The sequence below is a fragment of the Salinirubellus salinus genome (assembly GCF_025231485.1).
GTDB lineage: Archaea > Halobacteriota > Halobacteria > Halobacteriales > Haloarculaceae > Salinirubellus > Salinirubellus salinus.
The window spans coordinates 2050384-2067130 of record NZ_CP104003.1 but is presented as its reverse complement, the minus strand read 5'-3'; the positions used below and the strand labels follow the sequence as shown (position 1 = coordinate 2067130).

The window sequence follows — 16747 nt, the reverse complement described above, 5'->3', positions numbered from 1 at the left end:
AAGACACTGCTCAGCGTGCAAGCAGATACACGATTCTGGCCGCCCGTCCAAGGGCGTGACTTCGAGCTACAGTCCGGTTGAACCGCCTTTCTGGGAAAGTTCGCTCCACTCGAGTCCGGCGAGTCGGCTCAGATAACGTACGTCTCGACCACCACGAAAAACAGCGGTAAGAGCACCGAGGAAACGAGGCGTGAGGCGATCGACAGCGACATCGGATACAGGCTCACGCGGTCGTAGGTTTCGTACTGTGTTCGGAGTTCGTCGAGCTTCATCTGGAGCGTCTCGATCTCCTCGGGGTCGTCACCAGCCAGAAGTTGAGCCCGAAGCTCGTGGATGTGTTCTCGCTTCTCGTTCAGCAGCTCGGACTTGATCTCGTTGGCCCGGCGGTTGATGTAGACGGTCGGAAAGACGAACGAGCCGACGATCATCGCGATGTAGCTCGCCACAAGGAGGTAGACGATGCCGCTGCCGCCGCCGACCCGGACGACGTCGAACGCGAGAGGCAAGCCCAGCGCACCGATCGAGAACAGGGTCGTCGTCCGGATGGCAAAGTAGCCGATGTTGCTCAGCCCACCCAGCCCGTCCGGATGCAACGGGTCGATGCTGAAATCCAGCTCGCCAATCTCGCGAATGCAGAGGTTCGTCGTGAACGCCATCCGGATGCCGACCGCGGTGATCGCGGCCGTCCACGCGGCGAAGAGCAGATAGGCGAGGTAAGCCGGGTCGGTGTAGCCGGTGACGCCGAGTGAGGCAAAGTAGCCGTCGTTGACGACGACCGCTAGCAGTACCAGTCCGGTCCAGACAGCCGTGGTGGCTCGCACGTCGGTGAAGAAATCGCGGTATCGCGTGGCGATCGACCGGAGTTCACGGTTGTCGTCGTACGGCGTGACCTCCGTGGCGCGCTCGATGAAGGTCGGGAAGACGACGGTATCGTACCTCCAAACCAGGACCGATCCGACGGCTGTCAGGGTCGCGGCGAGCAACTGACTTCCCAGGAATACGGGCCGAACGTCGAGCCCAGTCAGCCCCAAGAAGAGCGCCGTCAGCACGAACGGGACCAGCCCAACGGTAAGCAGTATCGTCGGGACGGCTCCGAGGGGGCTTCGGTCGACGAACACCCGCGAGAGTCGCGTCACCCAGACCCTGTCTCCCCGCTCGTCGACCTCCATACTGATGCCTACTTATCGTGAGGGCCGACTGTTTAATTGTTCGATAGGAATACTGCGGACCCACGTCAGGGGATGCGTCAGCTTCAGCACGTTCGTGGGTGCCCTCGTCGTCAACTCACGGGTCGTGGTGACGACTGAATGGTGATGTATAGTGTCTCTCTGTCAGATGTTCGTATTATCAGCGCGTATTTGCCAAATGACTTCGAAAGGGGGGACATGGTTGGCGACAGACTCACTGTTTCTCTCGACGAGCAGTCGAGAGAGGCGCTCGATGACTTGGTCAATCGGACGGGAAATGGGCAGAGTGAGACTGTCCGCCGAGCGATTATATTCTACGCTGCGAACTTTCAGGTAGCGAACTCGGAGAGCGATGTCGATCTCGAGCAGTACTACCGCATGCTCTCGGGGGGAGAGCACGTGTTACTCGACATCGACTTCCTTCACGGCTTGCTCGACCACGTGGAGCTCGAAAACGGTGAACCGAGCCCCGAGTTCCAAGAGGTGATCGACCGCGTCGCGGAGTTCCACGCAGAGGAGTACCGGACGCGGTTTCACAGCCTCGAAGACATCCTCGATTGGCTATCGTTCTGTGGCTTCCTGTCGACGCGTCGGGCCGAGGCGAATACCTACCACGTCGTCTTTCCGACCGAGAAGGTGAAGTGGTTCATGACGCGCTTCATCAAGCGCAGCACCGAGAAACTCGATTTCGAGGTCGAGGTTTCAGAAGGTGTCTCAAAAGTCCTCATCTCCGAGGTCTGATGTTCACACGGTTGCATACACAGTGTGGGGTCCTCTTAACAACCATTTTAGACCGTTACCGCATGCCATATCTTACCAATGATTGCTGGCCTAGCGCGGTCAAGCAGACTCGAGTGCGCGCCGAGAAGCGGCCTTAGAAGCGAGCCGGTGCAGCGGCCACGACACCGATGGTGAATGCGGAAGTCGGAGTCGACGTTGGAGGTACCTTTACTGACGTCGTGCTCATCGCCGATGGCGAGCTGACGACGACGAAAGTCCCCTCCACGGCCGACCAGAGCGATGGCGTCATTCGCGGCATCCGCCAGGCGAGTGCCGAGGCTGGAATCTCTCCCGACCAGATCAGCGAGTTCTCACATGCCATGACGGTCTCTACGAACGCGCTCCTCGAGAGTGATGGCGCCCGGACCGCGCTCGTAACTACCGATGGGTTTCGCGACGTTCTCGAGATCGGTCGGCAGACTCGACCGGACCTGTACGATCTCAAAGCGGAGAAACCACCGACGCTCGTCAGGCGGCGTGATCGATTCGAGCTCGACGAGCGAACGACGACCGAGGGCAAGCAGATCGAGCCTGACGCTGATGCGATAGCGGAACTAATCGATCGCCTTCAGACACGGGATATCGAGAGTGTCGCAATCTCGTTCCTGCACGCGTACGTCGACGAGACGAACGAGTCGCGAGTTGCACAGCGGCTCCGCGAGGAACTCGACGTCTCCGTGTCCGCCTCGCACGAGGTCCTCAACGAGTTCCGGGAATACGAACGGACCTCGACGGCGGCGGTTGATGCGTACGTGACACCCGCGATAGACTCCTACATCAGCCGACTAGCGGACCGGGCGGCAGACCTCGGCCTCCCGCAACCCCGCATCATGCAGTCGAACGGCGGGATCGCGGATGCCGGTGAGATTCGGTCGCACGCGGTCCAGACCGTTCTGTCCGGCCCGGCAGCCGGTGTCGTCGGTGCGAGTCAGGCAGCAGCCGAAGACAGCACATCGTTCGAAGGATTCGTCACCTTCGATATGGGTGGCACGTCGAGCGACGTGAGCCTGATTCGCGACGGCGAGGTCGAGCGAACGACGGACAGCGAAATCGGCGGCTACCCGATTCGAGTACCGATGGTCGACGTGACCACGGTGGGGGCTGGCGGTGGGAGTATCGCCTGGGTGGACGCTGGCGGAGCCCTTCGCGTTGGGCCACAGTCTGCTGGCTCCGAGCCCGGGCCAGCCTGTTATGGGCGTGGGGGACACGAAGCAACGGTCACCGACGCGAATCTAGTCTTGGGGTACATCAATCGGGAAACGCAGCTCGGTGGCGAGTTGGGCCTCGACTACGACGCAGCCGTCGATGCGCTGAACCGGCTCGCGGACGAGGCCGACCTCGGCTCTGCGCTCGAAGCCGCTCGGGGTGTATTCCGCGTTGCGAACGCGAATATGACGCGGGCAATTCGGTCAGTGACCGTCGAACGAGGCCACGACCCTCGTGAGTTCGGGCTCGTCGCCTTCGGTGGGGCTGGGCCGATGCACGCCGTTGCGCTCGCCGAGCGCCTGAACATCGGCACCGTTGTCGTCCCGCACGTGGGGGGAGTCCTCTCGGCCTACGGTCTGCTAGCTGCTGATGAAACGTACGACGCCGTCCGGACCCATCAGACTGCACTCGGCGAGACGACCAGCGACGAACTCGAGTCCATCTACGAGGGACTCGTCTCAGACCTGCCTGTCGAGACGGCCCAAGAGGCGGTGACCGTTCGGCGGTCTGCGGACCTCCGGTACACTGGCCAGAGCTTCGAGCTTGAAGTCGAGGCAGAGGACTGCGTCGACACGGAGGAGCTTCGAGCAGCGTTCGAACGGAAACACGAGCGTGTGTACGGCTACACCGCCGACGAGGGCATCGAGGTGGTGAACCTCCGTGCGGCAGCGACCGTCCCGCGGAGCATCCAGTCGAGTTCCGTCGCCGCGGAGACACTGGAAAAACTCGGTGAGCACACCGCGATTTTCGATGGCACAGAGTATGCCACGCCTATCTATCAGCGACCTATGACACCCGGACGGACGGTCAGCGGCCCGGCTGTTCTCGAACAGGACGAGAGCACGACGGTCATTCCACCGTCATGGGAGGGAACCGTCCAGGACAACGGATCGCTCGTCCTCACGGAGGTGGAGCCATGACCACACCGACGGGGGATATCGACTCGGTGACGCTCGAGGTCTTCAGAAATCAACTGGAGAGCGTCGCCGAGGAGATGGGTGAGGTACTCATTCAGAGTGCGTACTCTCCAAACATCAAGGAGCGCCAAGACTGCTCGACGGCGCTGTTCGACGCGCAGGGCCGGATGGTCGCTCAGGCCGAGCACATCCCGGTTCACCTGGGTGCGATGCCAGACGCGGTCGAGATGGTGAAAACGAACGACCCAGCACCGGGAGACGCGTTCATTCTGAACGACCCGTTCAAAGGGGGAACGCATCTCCCGGACATCACAATCGTCTCGACGCTGGCACCAGAGGGGAGCGTCGTTGGCTATGCCGTAACTCGGGCCCACCACGCCGACGTCGGTGGAATGACTCCGGGGAGTATGCCAGCCGGCGCCTCCGAAATCTACCAGGAGGGGCTTCGTCTACCGGGGGTCAAACTCCGCTCCGAAGGCACCCTTGACGAGGAGCTGATGGACGTCATCCTCGCGAACGTCCGGAATCGGACAGAGCGACGGGCTGACCTCAGAGCCCAGCTCGCCGCCCACGACCGGGCAGAGGAGCGGCTTGGAGAGTTGCTCGACGAGCACGGCACCCACCGCGTCGAGAGAGCGTTCGATGCCGTCATCGACTACTCTCGAACACGGATGACTGGCGAGCTCGAGGCTTTCCCGGATGGCACCTACTCGGCGAGCGACGTCCTCGAAGGAGACGGCGTTACCGACGAAGACCTCCTTATCGAAGCGACGATCACGGTCGATGGGCATCGAGTCGAGGTCGACTTCGAGGGGACCGCTGCCCAGTGTCGAGGGAATATGAACGCCCCACTCGCGGTCGCGAAGAGTGCCGTGTACTTCGTGGTTCGGAGTATCACCGACCCGGAGATCCCACCGAACCACGGGTGTTACGCCAATATCGAGGTCACTGCACCGGCAGAAACCATCATCAACCCGTCACCGCCAGCCGCGGTCGTCGGTGGCAACGTCGAGACGAGCCAGCGGATCACAGACGTCGTGTTCGCGGCATTCGCCGAGGCAGTTCCGAAGCGAGTCCCGGCACACTCGCAAGGGACGATGAACAACCTCATCATCGGGACCAGAGAGGGTGAGGGGTTCACGTATTACGAGACCATCGCTGGTGGCTTCGGTGCCCGGCCGAACAAGGATGGGATGGATGGCGTCCAGGTCGGGATGACGAACACACTGAACACGCCGATCGAGGCGCTGGAGGCAGAGTACCCGTTCACCGTCGAACAGTACGCGTTCCGCACCGACAGCGGTGGGGACGGAGAGTATCGAGGAGGACTCGGCCTGACGCGTTCGCTGACCGTTGAGACTGATGCCGTCGTCTCGGTGTTGACGGAGCGACGGCGACATAGCCCGCAGGGCGTTGCTGGGGGCGAACCGGGCGCGCGTGGGGCGAACCTCGCTGACGGTGAGCCACTCCCCGCAAAGGCCACGCGCAATATCGAGGCCGGCACCACGATCACGATCCGGACGCCGGGAGGCGGGGGGTATGGTGATCCTGCCGACCGAGCGACCAGCGCAAAGGAGTCGGACCGATTAGATGGAAAAGTCACGAGCGACCGTGACGCTCGCGACACCGACAGCGAGCGCACCACCGCAGACGATATGGAGGACTCGACGTGAGCCGAGCAACACACAGACTCGAAGAACTTCGCTGGCCAGAGGTCGAACAGTATCTCGAAGAATGCGAAACACCGACCGTCATCGTTCCGATCGGGTCGACCGAACAGCACGGCCCGCACCTGCCGCTCGCCGTAGACGCGTTTCAGGCGCGTGATTTAGCCGAGGAGATAGCCGTGGCAGCAGACGTCCTCGTGGCGCCGCTCATTCCATACGGCGATGCGGACCATCACCTCGGCTTCCCAGGGACGGTCTCGCTATCGACGGAGACGGTCGTTTCGGTACTATCAGACGTGTACGCGAGTCTGGCTGGCCACGGGTTCGAGAACGTCATCACGGTTAACGGCCACCGCATCGCGAATCTCCCGGCCATCGAGACGGCGATGCAACAGCGCAAACAGCAGCATCCGGGCGTCACGTTTGCGGCTATCGACCCACTCCGTCTCGGTGTCTCCGTACATCAGCGGCTTCGCGATGGCGACCCGGAAGACGGGATGCACGGCGGCGAGTTCGAGACCTCGTTCATGCTCGCCCGGTATCCCGAACTCGTCGCCGAAGATGAGTTCGTCAAGGAGAGTCCCACGACCGGCGCGTATCGGACGCTCAATCTCGTCGGTAACGACGACCGGGTACTGACCCCTAGCACGGCGCATTCTCCGGAGGACGGCGACCTCGGCCACGTCGGTGACCCCACGCTCGCCTCCGCGGAGAAAGGCGAGGAGCTCTGGGCGGAGTTAGTCGCCGATGCAGCGGAGTTCATCGAGGCGGTAGAGGCTGCTTCCCTGGAGGCGGGCCAATGAGTCACGACGAGTACGTCCACGAGCTGGAGATTCCGGTCGATGGAGTGACCGTCCGCGCAACGAGACACGAACCGACCGAACGGGGCCCTCGACCCGTCGTCTTCGTCTATACGCCGTATCACAAGGACGACCTCTCGGCGACGCGGGCCGACCCGATGGTGGAGTACTTGGTCGACGCCGGCTTCGAGTTCGTCGTCGCCGACGCCGTCGGGACCGGCGCATCTGACGGCCTGGTCGACGAGCCGTTCACTGCCGACGAGGGGCGCCACGGTGCGGCCGTCGTCGAGTGGTTAGCCGAGCAGGCGTGGTCCAACGGGAACGTGGGGATGATCGGGAAGTCCTACCCCGGGACGACAGCACTTGAGGTCGCGGCTCAGACCCCCGACGGGCTGGAAGCGATCGTCCCGGTTCACGCACCAGTCCGTGCCTACGACGCCTACTTCGACGGCGGTGTCCTGGCGTACCTGCGGACCTGTGGACAGTGGGCACCCAACTTCGAGTATCTGCCACTGCAACCGCCCGTCGACCGGTCGTCTCCGGACTGGGGCGAGCGGTGGGACGATCGACTGTCGGGGCTCCGCGATCGAACGCCGTTCCTGTTCCAGTATCTCGACCACGAGGAGAAAGACGACTACTGGGCACGCAAGGACGTCCCCGTCGAACAGATCGACGTGCCAACGCTCGCCGTCGGCGGCTATCGGGATGCCTTCGGCGGCGGCACCGTCTCGTACGCCGAGCGAATCGATGCGCCGACCGAAGTCGTGCTGGGCCCCTGGCGACACGCCGTGCCCGAGCAGGGTGACGCGGCGCGCATCGACTTCCTGAGCGAGGTCGAAGCGTGGTTCGACGACCACCTCACGGAGGGTGGCCCGAGCCGCGACTCGGCCCCAGCTGTCCGGTACTGGACCGAACAGCCGACGTCGGAGGATCCCTCGGCAGGGACGTGGCGCACCCGAGCGGCGTGGCCGACCGTCGAGGACGCAGCCGAGAACATCACACTCACGCTGGACGACGAGGGGTTCCAGGCCGACGCGGACGACCCGACGCCGGTCGCAGACCGGTGGGACGTCGATTACAGCGTCGGGACGGACTCGATCGGATTCGAGATCCCCGGTGCCACCGACCTCGACACCACACGCGACGACGTCCGGTCGCTCACGTACGAGACCGAGACCCTGGAGGACGCACTCGAACTGACTGGGACGGGGTCGGCCTCGCTCACGGTCGTTCCCGACGGCCCAGCCCAACTCGTCGCCGTTCGTGTCGTCGACGTCGCACCCGACGGGACCGGGACCCTGGTCACGCACGGTGTCACACGAGCGGGACTCGAGGCGGGAGAGATCGACCCCGCGGGCACAACGGGTGCGTCCGCTACCCCGTTGACGCCGGGCGAACCGCAGGCCGTCTCCGTCTCGCTGCGACCGACGTCGCACGTCTTCGAACCGGGCCACCAGCTCCGAGTTGCCATCAGTGGTGCGTTCTTCCCGTACGTCTCACCACCCGACGGCAGCGCCGGCTTCGTCCTCGAATCCACCCCGGAGATGCCCGCCACACTCCATCTCCCCGGCCGACGCCACGACGGGAGTCCCGAGTTCGAAGATGAGTGTGCGTTCGAGTCCCCTCAGGGCGTCTATCCCGAGCCGGACCCCCCGAACTGGGAGACGACGACCGACCACACCGGCGACACGGCGACGGTCACACTCGAACAGTCCTATACGAAATCCCTCGCAGGCGCCGAGTTCGAGTACGAGATGGCCATCGAGACCGCTGTCGGGCGGTCGAGTCTCTCCACGGAGACGATCGACCGCGAGACGGTGACGACCCTCCGGTACCCGACCGAGACCGTCCGGTCTCGCGTCTCAAACTCGGTCAGCCGGTCGTTCGCGACGATGCAGTACCGCGTCGAACGTGACGGTGAGACGCTCTACAGCGAACAGAAACGCCAGTCGAAGTAGGGTAGCTCTTCGCAGTCCTGTCCTTGAGGCTGTCGTCCTCTCGCGGGAAAATCAGCAGCCGCCGGCTCCACCGGCTCTCGAACCCCTCGCGCTGGTGGGCGTCAGTCGGTCGGCGTCCGCTTCGGCTCGACCTCGTGACACTCGGTCATCCTGATGTCGTCGTCCTCTGAGGGAACGTCTCGCCACTCGGGGTCGGCCTGCCGGCACTGCTCTGTCGCCGCGGGGCAGCGTGGATGGAACCGACACCCACTGGGGAGGTCCACTGGTTCTGGAACCTCGGAGCCGATTCCCGAACTCTCGAGTGGCTCCGTCGGATCGGGTGAGGGGATGCTCTCGATGAGCGCCTTCGAGTACGGATGTTTCGGGTCGTCGATGATGCCATCGGCGGCACCCATCTCGACGATACGGCCGAGGTACATCACCCCGATTCGGTCGCTCAGATATCGTGCGGCGCCGATGTCGTGGGTGATGATGAAGAACGAGATGTTTCGCTCGTTGCGGAGTTCGTCGATGAGGTCGAGGACACGAGCACGGACGCTGGCGTCGAGCATACTCGAGGGCTCGTCGGCGACGATGAACTCCGGGTTGAGCACGAGCGCACGGGCGAACAGGACTCGCTGGAGTTGCCCACCGCTCAACTCCTCTGGGTAGCGATCGAGGAAGTCCTCTGCCGGGAGGAGGTTCACGTCTTCGAGCGCTCGGTGGATGCGCTTGCGCTGCTCTTTTGCCGAGGTGATGTCGTGAATCTCCATCGGCTGGCGGAGCAGTCCGCGGACCGTTCGCTTGGGATTGAGTGCCTCGAACGGGTCCTGATAGACGATCTGGAGGTGCTCTCGCATCTGCTGCATCTCCGTCGACGAGAGCGATGAGAGGTCGGTCCCGTCGAACAGAATCTCACCTCCAGTGGGCTCGATAACCCGAAGCAGCGTCTTGCCGAGAGTGGTCTTGCCACAACCGGACTCACCGACGACGGAGAATATCTCACCGCGATCGATCGAGAGGTTCACTCCGTCGACGGCACGCACACGCTGCTCGTCGGCGAAGAGTGATTCGAGCCAACCGGTGCTCTTGACATAATGCTTCTCGAGATTCCGTACCTCGAGAATCGGATCTGCCGTGGGCTCGGTCGAGATGCTCGTGGACTCGGAACTCATAGCTCGGACACCTTATCGTGGTGGAAGCAGGCGGTCTCGTGCTCTTTGCCCACCGGTTCTAACGGCGGCTCGGTCGCCGTACACTCGCTGGTCGCCAGTTCACACCGCTCGGCGAACCGACAGCCGCTCGGTGGATCACGCAGGTCCGGCGGTGTCCCCTCGATAGTCTCGACCTGATCTGGCGGTCGCCGTGGGTCGATGAGGCTCTGGAGCAATCGCGCGGTGTACGGATGGCGTGGCGCCTCGTAGAGTGTCTCGGACGGGGCGGTCTCGACGAGTTTCCCGCCGTACATGACCCCGATTCGGTCCGAGAGCTTCATGATGGCCGCGAGGTTGTGCGAGATGACCAGCATCCCGAACTCGAGTTCGTCCTGGAGGCGCTGGAGCATGTTCAGCACCTCCGCCTGGACGATGACGTCGAGTGCCGTCGTCGGCTCGTCTGCGATGAGGAGGTCCGGCTCACACGCGATGGCCATCGCGATCGCCGCACGCTGTTTCATCCCTCCCGAGAGCTCGTGTGGGTACTGCTCAGCGACGTCGGGCTGGAGATTGACCATCTCGAGTAACTCTGCGACGCGGGCTTCGCGCTCGCCTTCTGGGACCGTGTCGTGGATACGGAGTGGCTCTTCGATCTGCTTCCCGACGGTCTTGACCGGGTTGAACGCGTTCTGCGCCCCCTGGTAGATCATCGAGATGTCGGCCCACTGGACGTCCTTGACCTCGGACTTGGGTAGCTGGCCGATCTCCCGCCCGTCGAACCGGATCTCGCCGTCGACGATGTCTCCCTGCGGGGGGAGTGCGCGGATGAGGCTCAGGCCGAGGGTGGATTTCCCACAGCCCGATTCGCCGACCAGTCCGTACGTCTCTCCGCGGGCGATCTCGAAGTCGACGCCATCGACCGCCCGGACTGGGACGTCGCCCTCACCTTCCTGATAGTAGGTGCGGAGGTCGTGGACGGACAACAGCGTCTCGTCGGTGCTGCTACGACGGTCTTGGGTCTGTTTACTCGTGGACATGGTTGCTGTCGAGACCGGGTTGCTCGCGCGGCGAGTCAGTCGAGGTCGAACGCATCAGTCGTCACCCCACGTCCGCCGCTGGAGGCGAGGATTGAGTACCTCGTCGAGTGCGCTTCCGACGAGGATGAAGCTGAACGCGGCGAGTGCGATGCCGAGACCCGGAAGTATCATCCACCACCAGGCGCCACTGCTCAGCGCGGCCTGTTTCTGGGCGAAATAGAGCATCGTTCCCCACGAGATACGTGCGGTGTCACCTAGGCCGAGGAAGCCGACCGCAGCCTCCATCAGGATGGTGTAGACCATCTGGAGGATGCCGTTCGCGAAGACGACCGGCAGGATGTTGGGGAGCACCTCCTGGCGCATGATGCGGGTGTCGGAGGCGCCGAGCGCTCGCGTGGACTCGACGAAGTCGTTCTCGCGGACGCTGAGTGTCTTCGCCTTGATCGTCCGGGCCGGAATCGGCCAGGAGAGTAGCGAGAGGATGAGGATGATGTTCCACACGCTGCTGCCCGCGTACGCTGCGAAGACCACGACCAGCACGAACGGTGGGAAGACGAGGCTCATGTCGATCGCCGTCGTAATCCACCGGCCGATACGTCCACGGTAGTACCCTGCGGGCACGCCGATGAGCGTCGCCGCCAGCGTGGCGACGACGCCGCTGGTCACCCCGACTAGGAGCGAGATACGCCCACCGTAGAGGAACCGAGAGAGGACGTCGCGTCCCAGGTCGTCGGTCCCGAACAGGTGTGCAGCCGAGGGAGGTGCGAGTGCGCCTCCGACTCCGTAGGCCTCGGGGTCGTACGGTGCGATGAGCGGCGCGGCAACGCTGATGAAGACGATCGTCCCCAGCAGGAGGGTTCCCGCGAGGCCCTTTCGATTCGTGAGGAAATCACCGAGGAAGCTACGGAACCGCTCGACTCGGCGGTTCTGGGTCCCCTGACTAGTCTCCTCTGCCGTACTCATCGGTGTACCTCTGTTTTCATTCGTGGATATCTCGTCTGTGGGTGGGTCATTCGCCGCCTCCGATCCGGGGGTCGATGACGGTGTATAGGATCTCCGCCAGGAACATCGACCCGAGCACCATGATGGCGAGGAAGAAGAACGTCGCCTGGATGACGGGGTAGTCGCGGGCTAGTACCGACTCGAACATCAACTGTCCCATACCCGGGTAGCTGAACACCGTCTCCACCAGCACCGCCCCCCCAGCGAGGCGGCCGATTTGGAAGCCCAGCTGAGTCAGGACGGGTGGGAAAGCCGGTGAGACCGCGTGGCCGAACAGAACCTGGCGTTCGGAGAGCCCCTTGCTCTCGGCGATTTTGATGTAGTTCTCGGGCAGGATGTCGAGCAGGCTCCCGCGCATCAAGAACGTGTAGCCAGCCAGGAAGTACGCAGACATTGTGACGACTGGCAGGAACGTGTGGTACGACAGGTCGAGGAAGTAATCGAGGAACGACGCGTGGGTCGCACTGCTCGTCGCCCCCGAAATCGGGAAGATTGGGATGACGTACCCGAAGAGGAACGCGAGGAGGATGGCGAGCCAGAACGTCGGGATGGAGCGGAAGAACAGCGACGACTGAGTGATCGCTAGATCTTCACGCTCGCCGAACTTCCACGCTGCGACGGCGCCCAGTGGGATCCCGATGACGACGCTAATCGTCACGCTCGCACCCATGAGATACAGCGTGCGCGGGAGTCGCTGGATGATGAGTTCCATGACCGGCGTCGGGTACCGGGCGAACGAGACGCCGAAATCGCCTGTGAGCGTGTTCGTCAGGTAGAGGACGAACTGCTCGCCGAGCGGCTTGGTCAGTCCGAACTCCCTGAGGAGCGCCTGTCGGGCTTCCTCCGTGAAGCCGGGTCCGACGAACCGCGTCGTCGGGTCACCGGGCATCACCCGCGGGATGGCGAAGTTCACCACGAGGATGGCGGCGAACGCCGCGAGGTAGTTCCGTACCCGCGTGGCGATGTACGCTTTCTTCGATGATTTGTCGGCCATTCGTTAGAGTGAGTGGGGGTGGTGAGTTTGACGCTACTTGGGGTCGAGCTGGACTATCGGACCGCTTCCGGGTTCGATTCCGTAGGGACTCTGCATGCCGTACCGTGGGATGGGGTTGAAGCTCTCCCACGCACTGGAACGCATCCCGTGGAGCAGTTGCGGGTAGTATAGCACGACCCACGGAAGCTCCTCGGTCAGGATGTCCTGCGCGTCGTAGAGGTACTCCTGCCGGTTTGCGGGGTCGGTCGCCCGACGCTGTTGCTGCATGAGCTCGTCGAACTCCTCGTTGTGGTACTGACTGGTGTTCAGGGTCCCCTCCTCCTCGAAGACCGGAGAGAGGAACGGGTCGGGGTCGAACCAGACACGCCACGTGTTGAGCGTCAGGTCGTAGTCCTGCTCGACAGAGACTTTCTGGGTGTGGGCGTTGGACTCCATCGAGTTGACCTCGACGCTGATCCCGACCTCACCGAGCTGCCGGGAGAGCACCTCGGCGATGCGGGGCCAGTTCCCCGTGTTCTGGATCGAGAGCACGAGTTCGAGCGGCTCGCCGTTCGGCGTGACCCGGCCGTCACCCTGTTGCTCGTAGCCGTTCTCGTCGAGGATGCTCCGTGCCTCCTCGGCGTCGAAGGCGTAGCTGTTGCTCTCGGCGTTGTGGTAATACTCCAGCCCCGGGGGGATGGGGGAGTACCCAGGCGTCGCGTAGCCGGCGTTCACCAGGCTCGCGACAGTCTCGCGGTCGACCGCGTAGGCCATCGCCTTGCGCAGTGCCTTGTCCGAGAGCGGGTCGCGGTTAGTGTTGACGCCGATGTACGTGACGTACGTCGAGCCTCCTTTGACCACGTCGAGGTTGTCTGCGCTCTCGATCTCTTCGACGTACTGACCGGGCTGGAGACGCAGCATGTCGCCGCTACCCTGCTTCATGTTCAGGACCTGCGAGTCCGTCGAGGAGATGATCTGGACGCTAACCGTGTCGAAGTCGGGCACCTCGCCCCAGTAGTCCTCGTCGACGGAGAAGTTGATGTACTGGTCCTGCTCGCGCGTCTCGAAGACGAACGGGCCACTGCCGATGGGGTTCTCGGTGTTCGATTTGTCCGCGGGGCTGTCGAACTCGGACCAGATGTGCTTCGGGATGACCAGTCCGAGGTCGGCCAGGACCAGCGGGAGCGGCGCATACGGCTGGGTCAGTGGGGTCGTGACCGTGTACTCGTCCTCGACGGTGATCTCACTCGGGTCGCCGATGACACTCGAGAGGGATCCGAGGTACGGCCACTCGTACTGCTTGATCGCCTTGAACGTGAACGCGACGTCCTCGGCGGTGAGGGGTTCGCCGTCGTGCCACGTGATGTCCTCTTGGATCGACCACGTGTAACTGGCACCGTTGTCGGTCGTCTCCCAGTCGGACGCGACGTGCCCGATGGCCTGCCCTTCGGTGTCGACGCTCGTCAGTGGCTCGTACATCATCCGGGCTGCGTCGTAGTCCGGGATGGTGAGCCACCCGAGCGGATTGATGTTGTTGACACCGCCGGGCCAGATCATCGTGAGTTCGTTGTCCGTCGAGCCACCACCGCCACCACCGCCCCCATCGGTGGTGTCGGTACTATCGGGGCTCTGTTGGTCATTGTTGCCCGAGTCGCTGGCGCACCCAGCGAGCATGGCCAGTGCGGTGCTCCCACCAGTCGCACGGAGGAAGCGGCGACGATCCAAGCTGATCTGCTCTGAGATGTCGTTACTCATTGTTTGTGGTTATGGGTGACAGTTCTCACTCAGAGTGAGCTCCGTTCTGGCCCAGCGCCGTGTGAACGGATTTCGTTTGTGAATCACTGTCAGGTGTTCGCAACGTATCTACCGTTTCTATTAAAATTGGTTGTGAGCAATGAACACCTCTCCAAACCTCCTGCGCCTCTGTATGAAACGTTCATACCGTCTATCTTTCTTCGAGGAGAGAATCCCGCCGTTTACGGCGGGCGTGAATCCGACAATTCTTCGACGACCCATGCTCTGACGCTAAAACGGATAGTTAAGTAACATCGAACGGCAGAATGAGGTACACCGAGGCGGTTTCACCGCCACCTAAATGCACAATATCGGGACTCCGAGAACCAGTACGTTCGAGACACCCTCTCGAACCGCTGTGGTGTCTCGGTCAAGATAACTCCGAGTCCCCCTGCCGGGGATAGGAGTAACGGCGGTGTGGCCCCGCCATCGACTCGTCATGCCGACGAGTCGTCAACCAGTAAATCTCCCAACCCAGCGTTGCGGTGCGGACGTGGGAAGCCTCGCCGTTTACGGCGAGGAGGAGGTCACCGTGACATACCCGCTGTACACCTCCCGAGGCTGAGATACCAGAGAGTGGTGGGTTTTAATTTCGATATGGAAGCGTCGCCACATCGAACGCATCGTAGTGCCGGTCGTACGTGAGAATGTGATTGACTTCCAACGCGTCCATATGTGTGGCGACGATGAAATCGGTGAACGACGCATCTAGATCGGCCCACTCGATGAACGTCGCTTTTGCATCAGTGAAGACGGTCTCGGGGACGGATTCAAGCTGATAGAGCGCACTCTCGTCGAGCGTCGTCAGAAACGACGTTGCATTCCGCATCGAAGCCTGCTTTTTCAGCCGTGTGGCCGCCTCGTCGACGATATGTTCGTTGACGATGAGTCGACGATAGGGGAGGTCACCGTCGCGAAGGAATGTCAGAAACGCTCGTGAAACGGCATGCATTTGATCGCGGGGGTTGAACAGCGCGTACAGGAACTTCGGGCCGACAACGACCTGATGCCGAACGTGGCCCGGACGGAAATGCTCGGGGGTGACTGTTCCGATAGGGGTCTCAACTGACTCTACCATGCGAGCTCAGGATTGCCCGGGCGGATCATCAGCGAGCGTGAACGACTCTTCGCTACCGTGCCACTCCCCGGTGAGATCGTCTTCCTCGCGAGCATCCGTCTCTGCTGACTCCGGAAGAGCGTCCGCATCGAGCTCGTCCAGAACGGTGAACGCTCGGTCGTTTGGGTCTGCTCGCTGCTGTCGTTCGACCCACTCGATAAGCGCCTCGTGGCTAGCTTCCTTGAGCGACAGCCCATGTTCCCTGGCGAACTCGAGGAATCGTTCGTATTCGTCCTCTTTCAGTTCGGTTTGGACGTGCTTGGTGTTGTTCCTGCTCATAGGAGTCCTCAATTACAACTGTCTTCTACAATCTCATGAGGTATAACATGTTCGCATAGCAAATCCCATGAAGCACGTACCCGTCAAACCAGTTCGACACAAATCCGTGACGTGGTCGGCATTCCACGTCCCTCTTAATCGAGTTCACGGAGCCCGACGCGCGATGAATCGGATCCGCCGAGAACGCGCGAGGGGCGGGGTCGGAGCGAAGCGGCGGGCCCGTCGGCTGGGGAGGGAAGCAAATCTTCAAACTGCTCCCCCATCACAAACCGGAGTACAGCTTGGTGAGCGGAAAGTCTACTTCCGGATATCTGGACGAAGCGGGCTGAGCTCCTCCCACTGCTGGTATGGCGAACGCAGAGAGTCACAAGGTTACACATAGGGGCCGTATCGGCGTTCGCAAGTCCACTATCGAGCTGGAAATCGGCCCATACGGAGGGTGCGTAGCTTAGCTGTCGGTGGGGCGGGGTGCGTTCTCGTACTTGACCATCTTCTCGGGCTTATCAGAAATGGTCTCGTAGATCTGCTGGAGGGTTTCCTCGGCTGCAAGCAGGTTGTGTTCCTCGAGGAACTCGCGGCCGTCATCGGTGAGACCGTAGAACTTCCAGGGGTAGCCCTGCCTGCGCTGGTCGTCCTCAAGGGCGACCTCTCTGACGATGCCGGCATCGATGAGCTTCTGGATGTGCTTGTAGACGGTCGCGTCGCTCACGCTGGGGTTGAGCGCCTCGAGTTCGTACATCGAGGGGAGCTGGTCGGGGTGCTGGAGGATGTTGTTGACGAGTGTGAAGCGTGTCTGCTGGGTGACGAAGTGGACGAGTTCGCGGGACTCGATCTCCCCCGCAGCCCCAAAATCGGTACTCATACGAGACGGTAGACACCCTGCCAGCAAGTAGTTTA

14 protein-coding genes are annotated in these 16747 nt (G+C 62.4%); 5 read left to right on the top strand and 9 right to left on the bottom strand.

Annotated elements, in window-relative coordinates; translation table 11 throughout:
- Window positions 1-128: 128 nt before the first annotated feature.
- Window positions 129-1169, bottom strand: a complete 1041-nt coding sequence (locus tag N0B31_RS11200) for a hypothetical protein (protein WP_260591713.1) — start codon at window positions 1167-1169, stop codon at window positions 129-131.
- Window positions 1170-1385: 216 nt separating this feature from the next.
- Between N0B31_RS11200 and N0B31_RS11195 the strand changes: the two genes are divergently transcribed.
- From N0B31_RS11195 to N0B31_RS11175, 5 genes are all read left to right on the top strand, one after another.
- Complete coding sequence (locus N0B31_RS11195) at window positions 1386-1928, top strand: ribbon-helix-helix protein, CopG family (RefSeq protein ID WP_260591712.1); 543 nt, start codon at window positions 1386-1388, stop codon at window positions 1926-1928.
- 167 nt (window positions 1929-2095) lie between these two features.
- Entirely contained in the window at window positions 2096-4093 is a 1998-nt protein-coding gene (locus N0B31_RS11190; protein ID WP_260643953.1) for a hydantoinase/oxoprolinase family protein, read from the top strand.
- Window positions 4090-5763 carry a hydantoinase B/oxoprolinase family protein gene (locus N0B31_RS11185; RefSeq protein WP_260643952.1) on the top strand — a complete coding sequence of 558 codons (1674 nt, stop codon included), beginning with the start codon at window positions 4090-4092 and terminating at the stop codon, window positions 5761-5763. Before N0B31_RS11190 ends, N0B31_RS11185 begins: the two co-directional genes overlap by 4 nt.
- Entirely contained in the window at window positions 5760-6560 is an 801-nt protein-coding gene (locus tag N0B31_RS11180) for a creatininase family protein (protein ID WP_260643951.1), read from the top strand. The genes N0B31_RS11185 and N0B31_RS11180 overlap by 4 nt, the downstream gene beginning before the upstream one ends.
- On the top strand, window positions 6557-8515 hold the full coding sequence (locus tag N0B31_RS11175) for a CocE/NonD family hydrolase (RefSeq protein ID WP_260643950.1): 1959 nt from the start codon (window positions 6557-6559) through the stop codon (window positions 8513-8515). The genes N0B31_RS11180 and N0B31_RS11175 overlap by 4 nt, the downstream gene beginning before the upstream one ends.
- 101 nt (window positions 8516-8616) lie before the next feature.
- Here the strand turns inward: N0B31_RS11175 and N0B31_RS11170 are convergent, their stop codons facing one another.
- The 8 genes from N0B31_RS11170 to N0B31_RS11135 form a co-directional block, all read right to left on the bottom strand.
- Complete coding sequence (locus N0B31_RS11170; RefSeq protein ID WP_260643949.1) at window positions 8617-9669, bottom strand: ABC transporter ATP-binding protein; 1053 nt, start codon at window positions 9667-9669, stop codon at window positions 8617-8619.
- Window positions 9666-10685, bottom strand: a complete 1020-nt coding sequence (locus N0B31_RS11165; RefSeq protein ID WP_260643948.1) for an ABC transporter ATP-binding protein — start codon at window positions 10683-10685, stop codon at window positions 9666-9668. Before N0B31_RS11165 ends, N0B31_RS11170 begins: the two co-directional genes overlap by 4 nt.
- Before the next feature lie 54 nt (window positions 10686-10739).
- Entirely contained in the window at window positions 10740-11648 is a 909-nt protein-coding gene (locus N0B31_RS11160) for an ABC transporter permease (protein ID WP_260643947.1), read from the bottom strand.
- 46 nt (window positions 11649-11694) lie between these two features.
- Entirely contained in the window at window positions 11695-12681 is a 987-nt protein-coding gene (locus N0B31_RS11155) for an ABC transporter permease (protein WP_260643946.1), read from the bottom strand.
- Window positions 12682-12714: 33 nt separating this feature from the next.
- Window positions 12715-14415, bottom strand: a complete 1701-nt coding sequence (locus N0B31_RS11150; RefSeq protein WP_260643945.1) for an ABC transporter substrate-binding protein — start codon at window positions 14413-14415, stop codon at window positions 12715-12717.
- A 625-nt stretch (window positions 14416-15040) separates the two neighbouring features.
- Window positions 15041-15532 (bottom strand): type II toxin-antitoxin system VapC family toxin, encoded by a 492-nt coding sequence (locus N0B31_RS11145; protein ID WP_260643944.1) that lies wholly within the window; start codon window positions 15530-15532, stop codon window positions 15041-15043.
- Window positions 15533-15538: 6 nt separating this feature from the next.
- Window positions 15539-15850, bottom strand: a complete 312-nt coding sequence (locus N0B31_RS11140) for an ATP-binding protein (RefSeq protein WP_260643943.1) — start codon at window positions 15848-15850, stop codon at window positions 15539-15541.
- Window positions 15851-16298: 448 nt separating this feature from the next.
- On the bottom strand, window positions 16299-16712 hold the full coding sequence (locus tag N0B31_RS11135) for a helix-turn-helix domain-containing protein (protein WP_260643942.1): 414 nt from the start codon (window positions 16710-16712) through the stop codon (window positions 16299-16301).
- Window positions 16713-16747 lie beyond the last annotated feature (35 nt).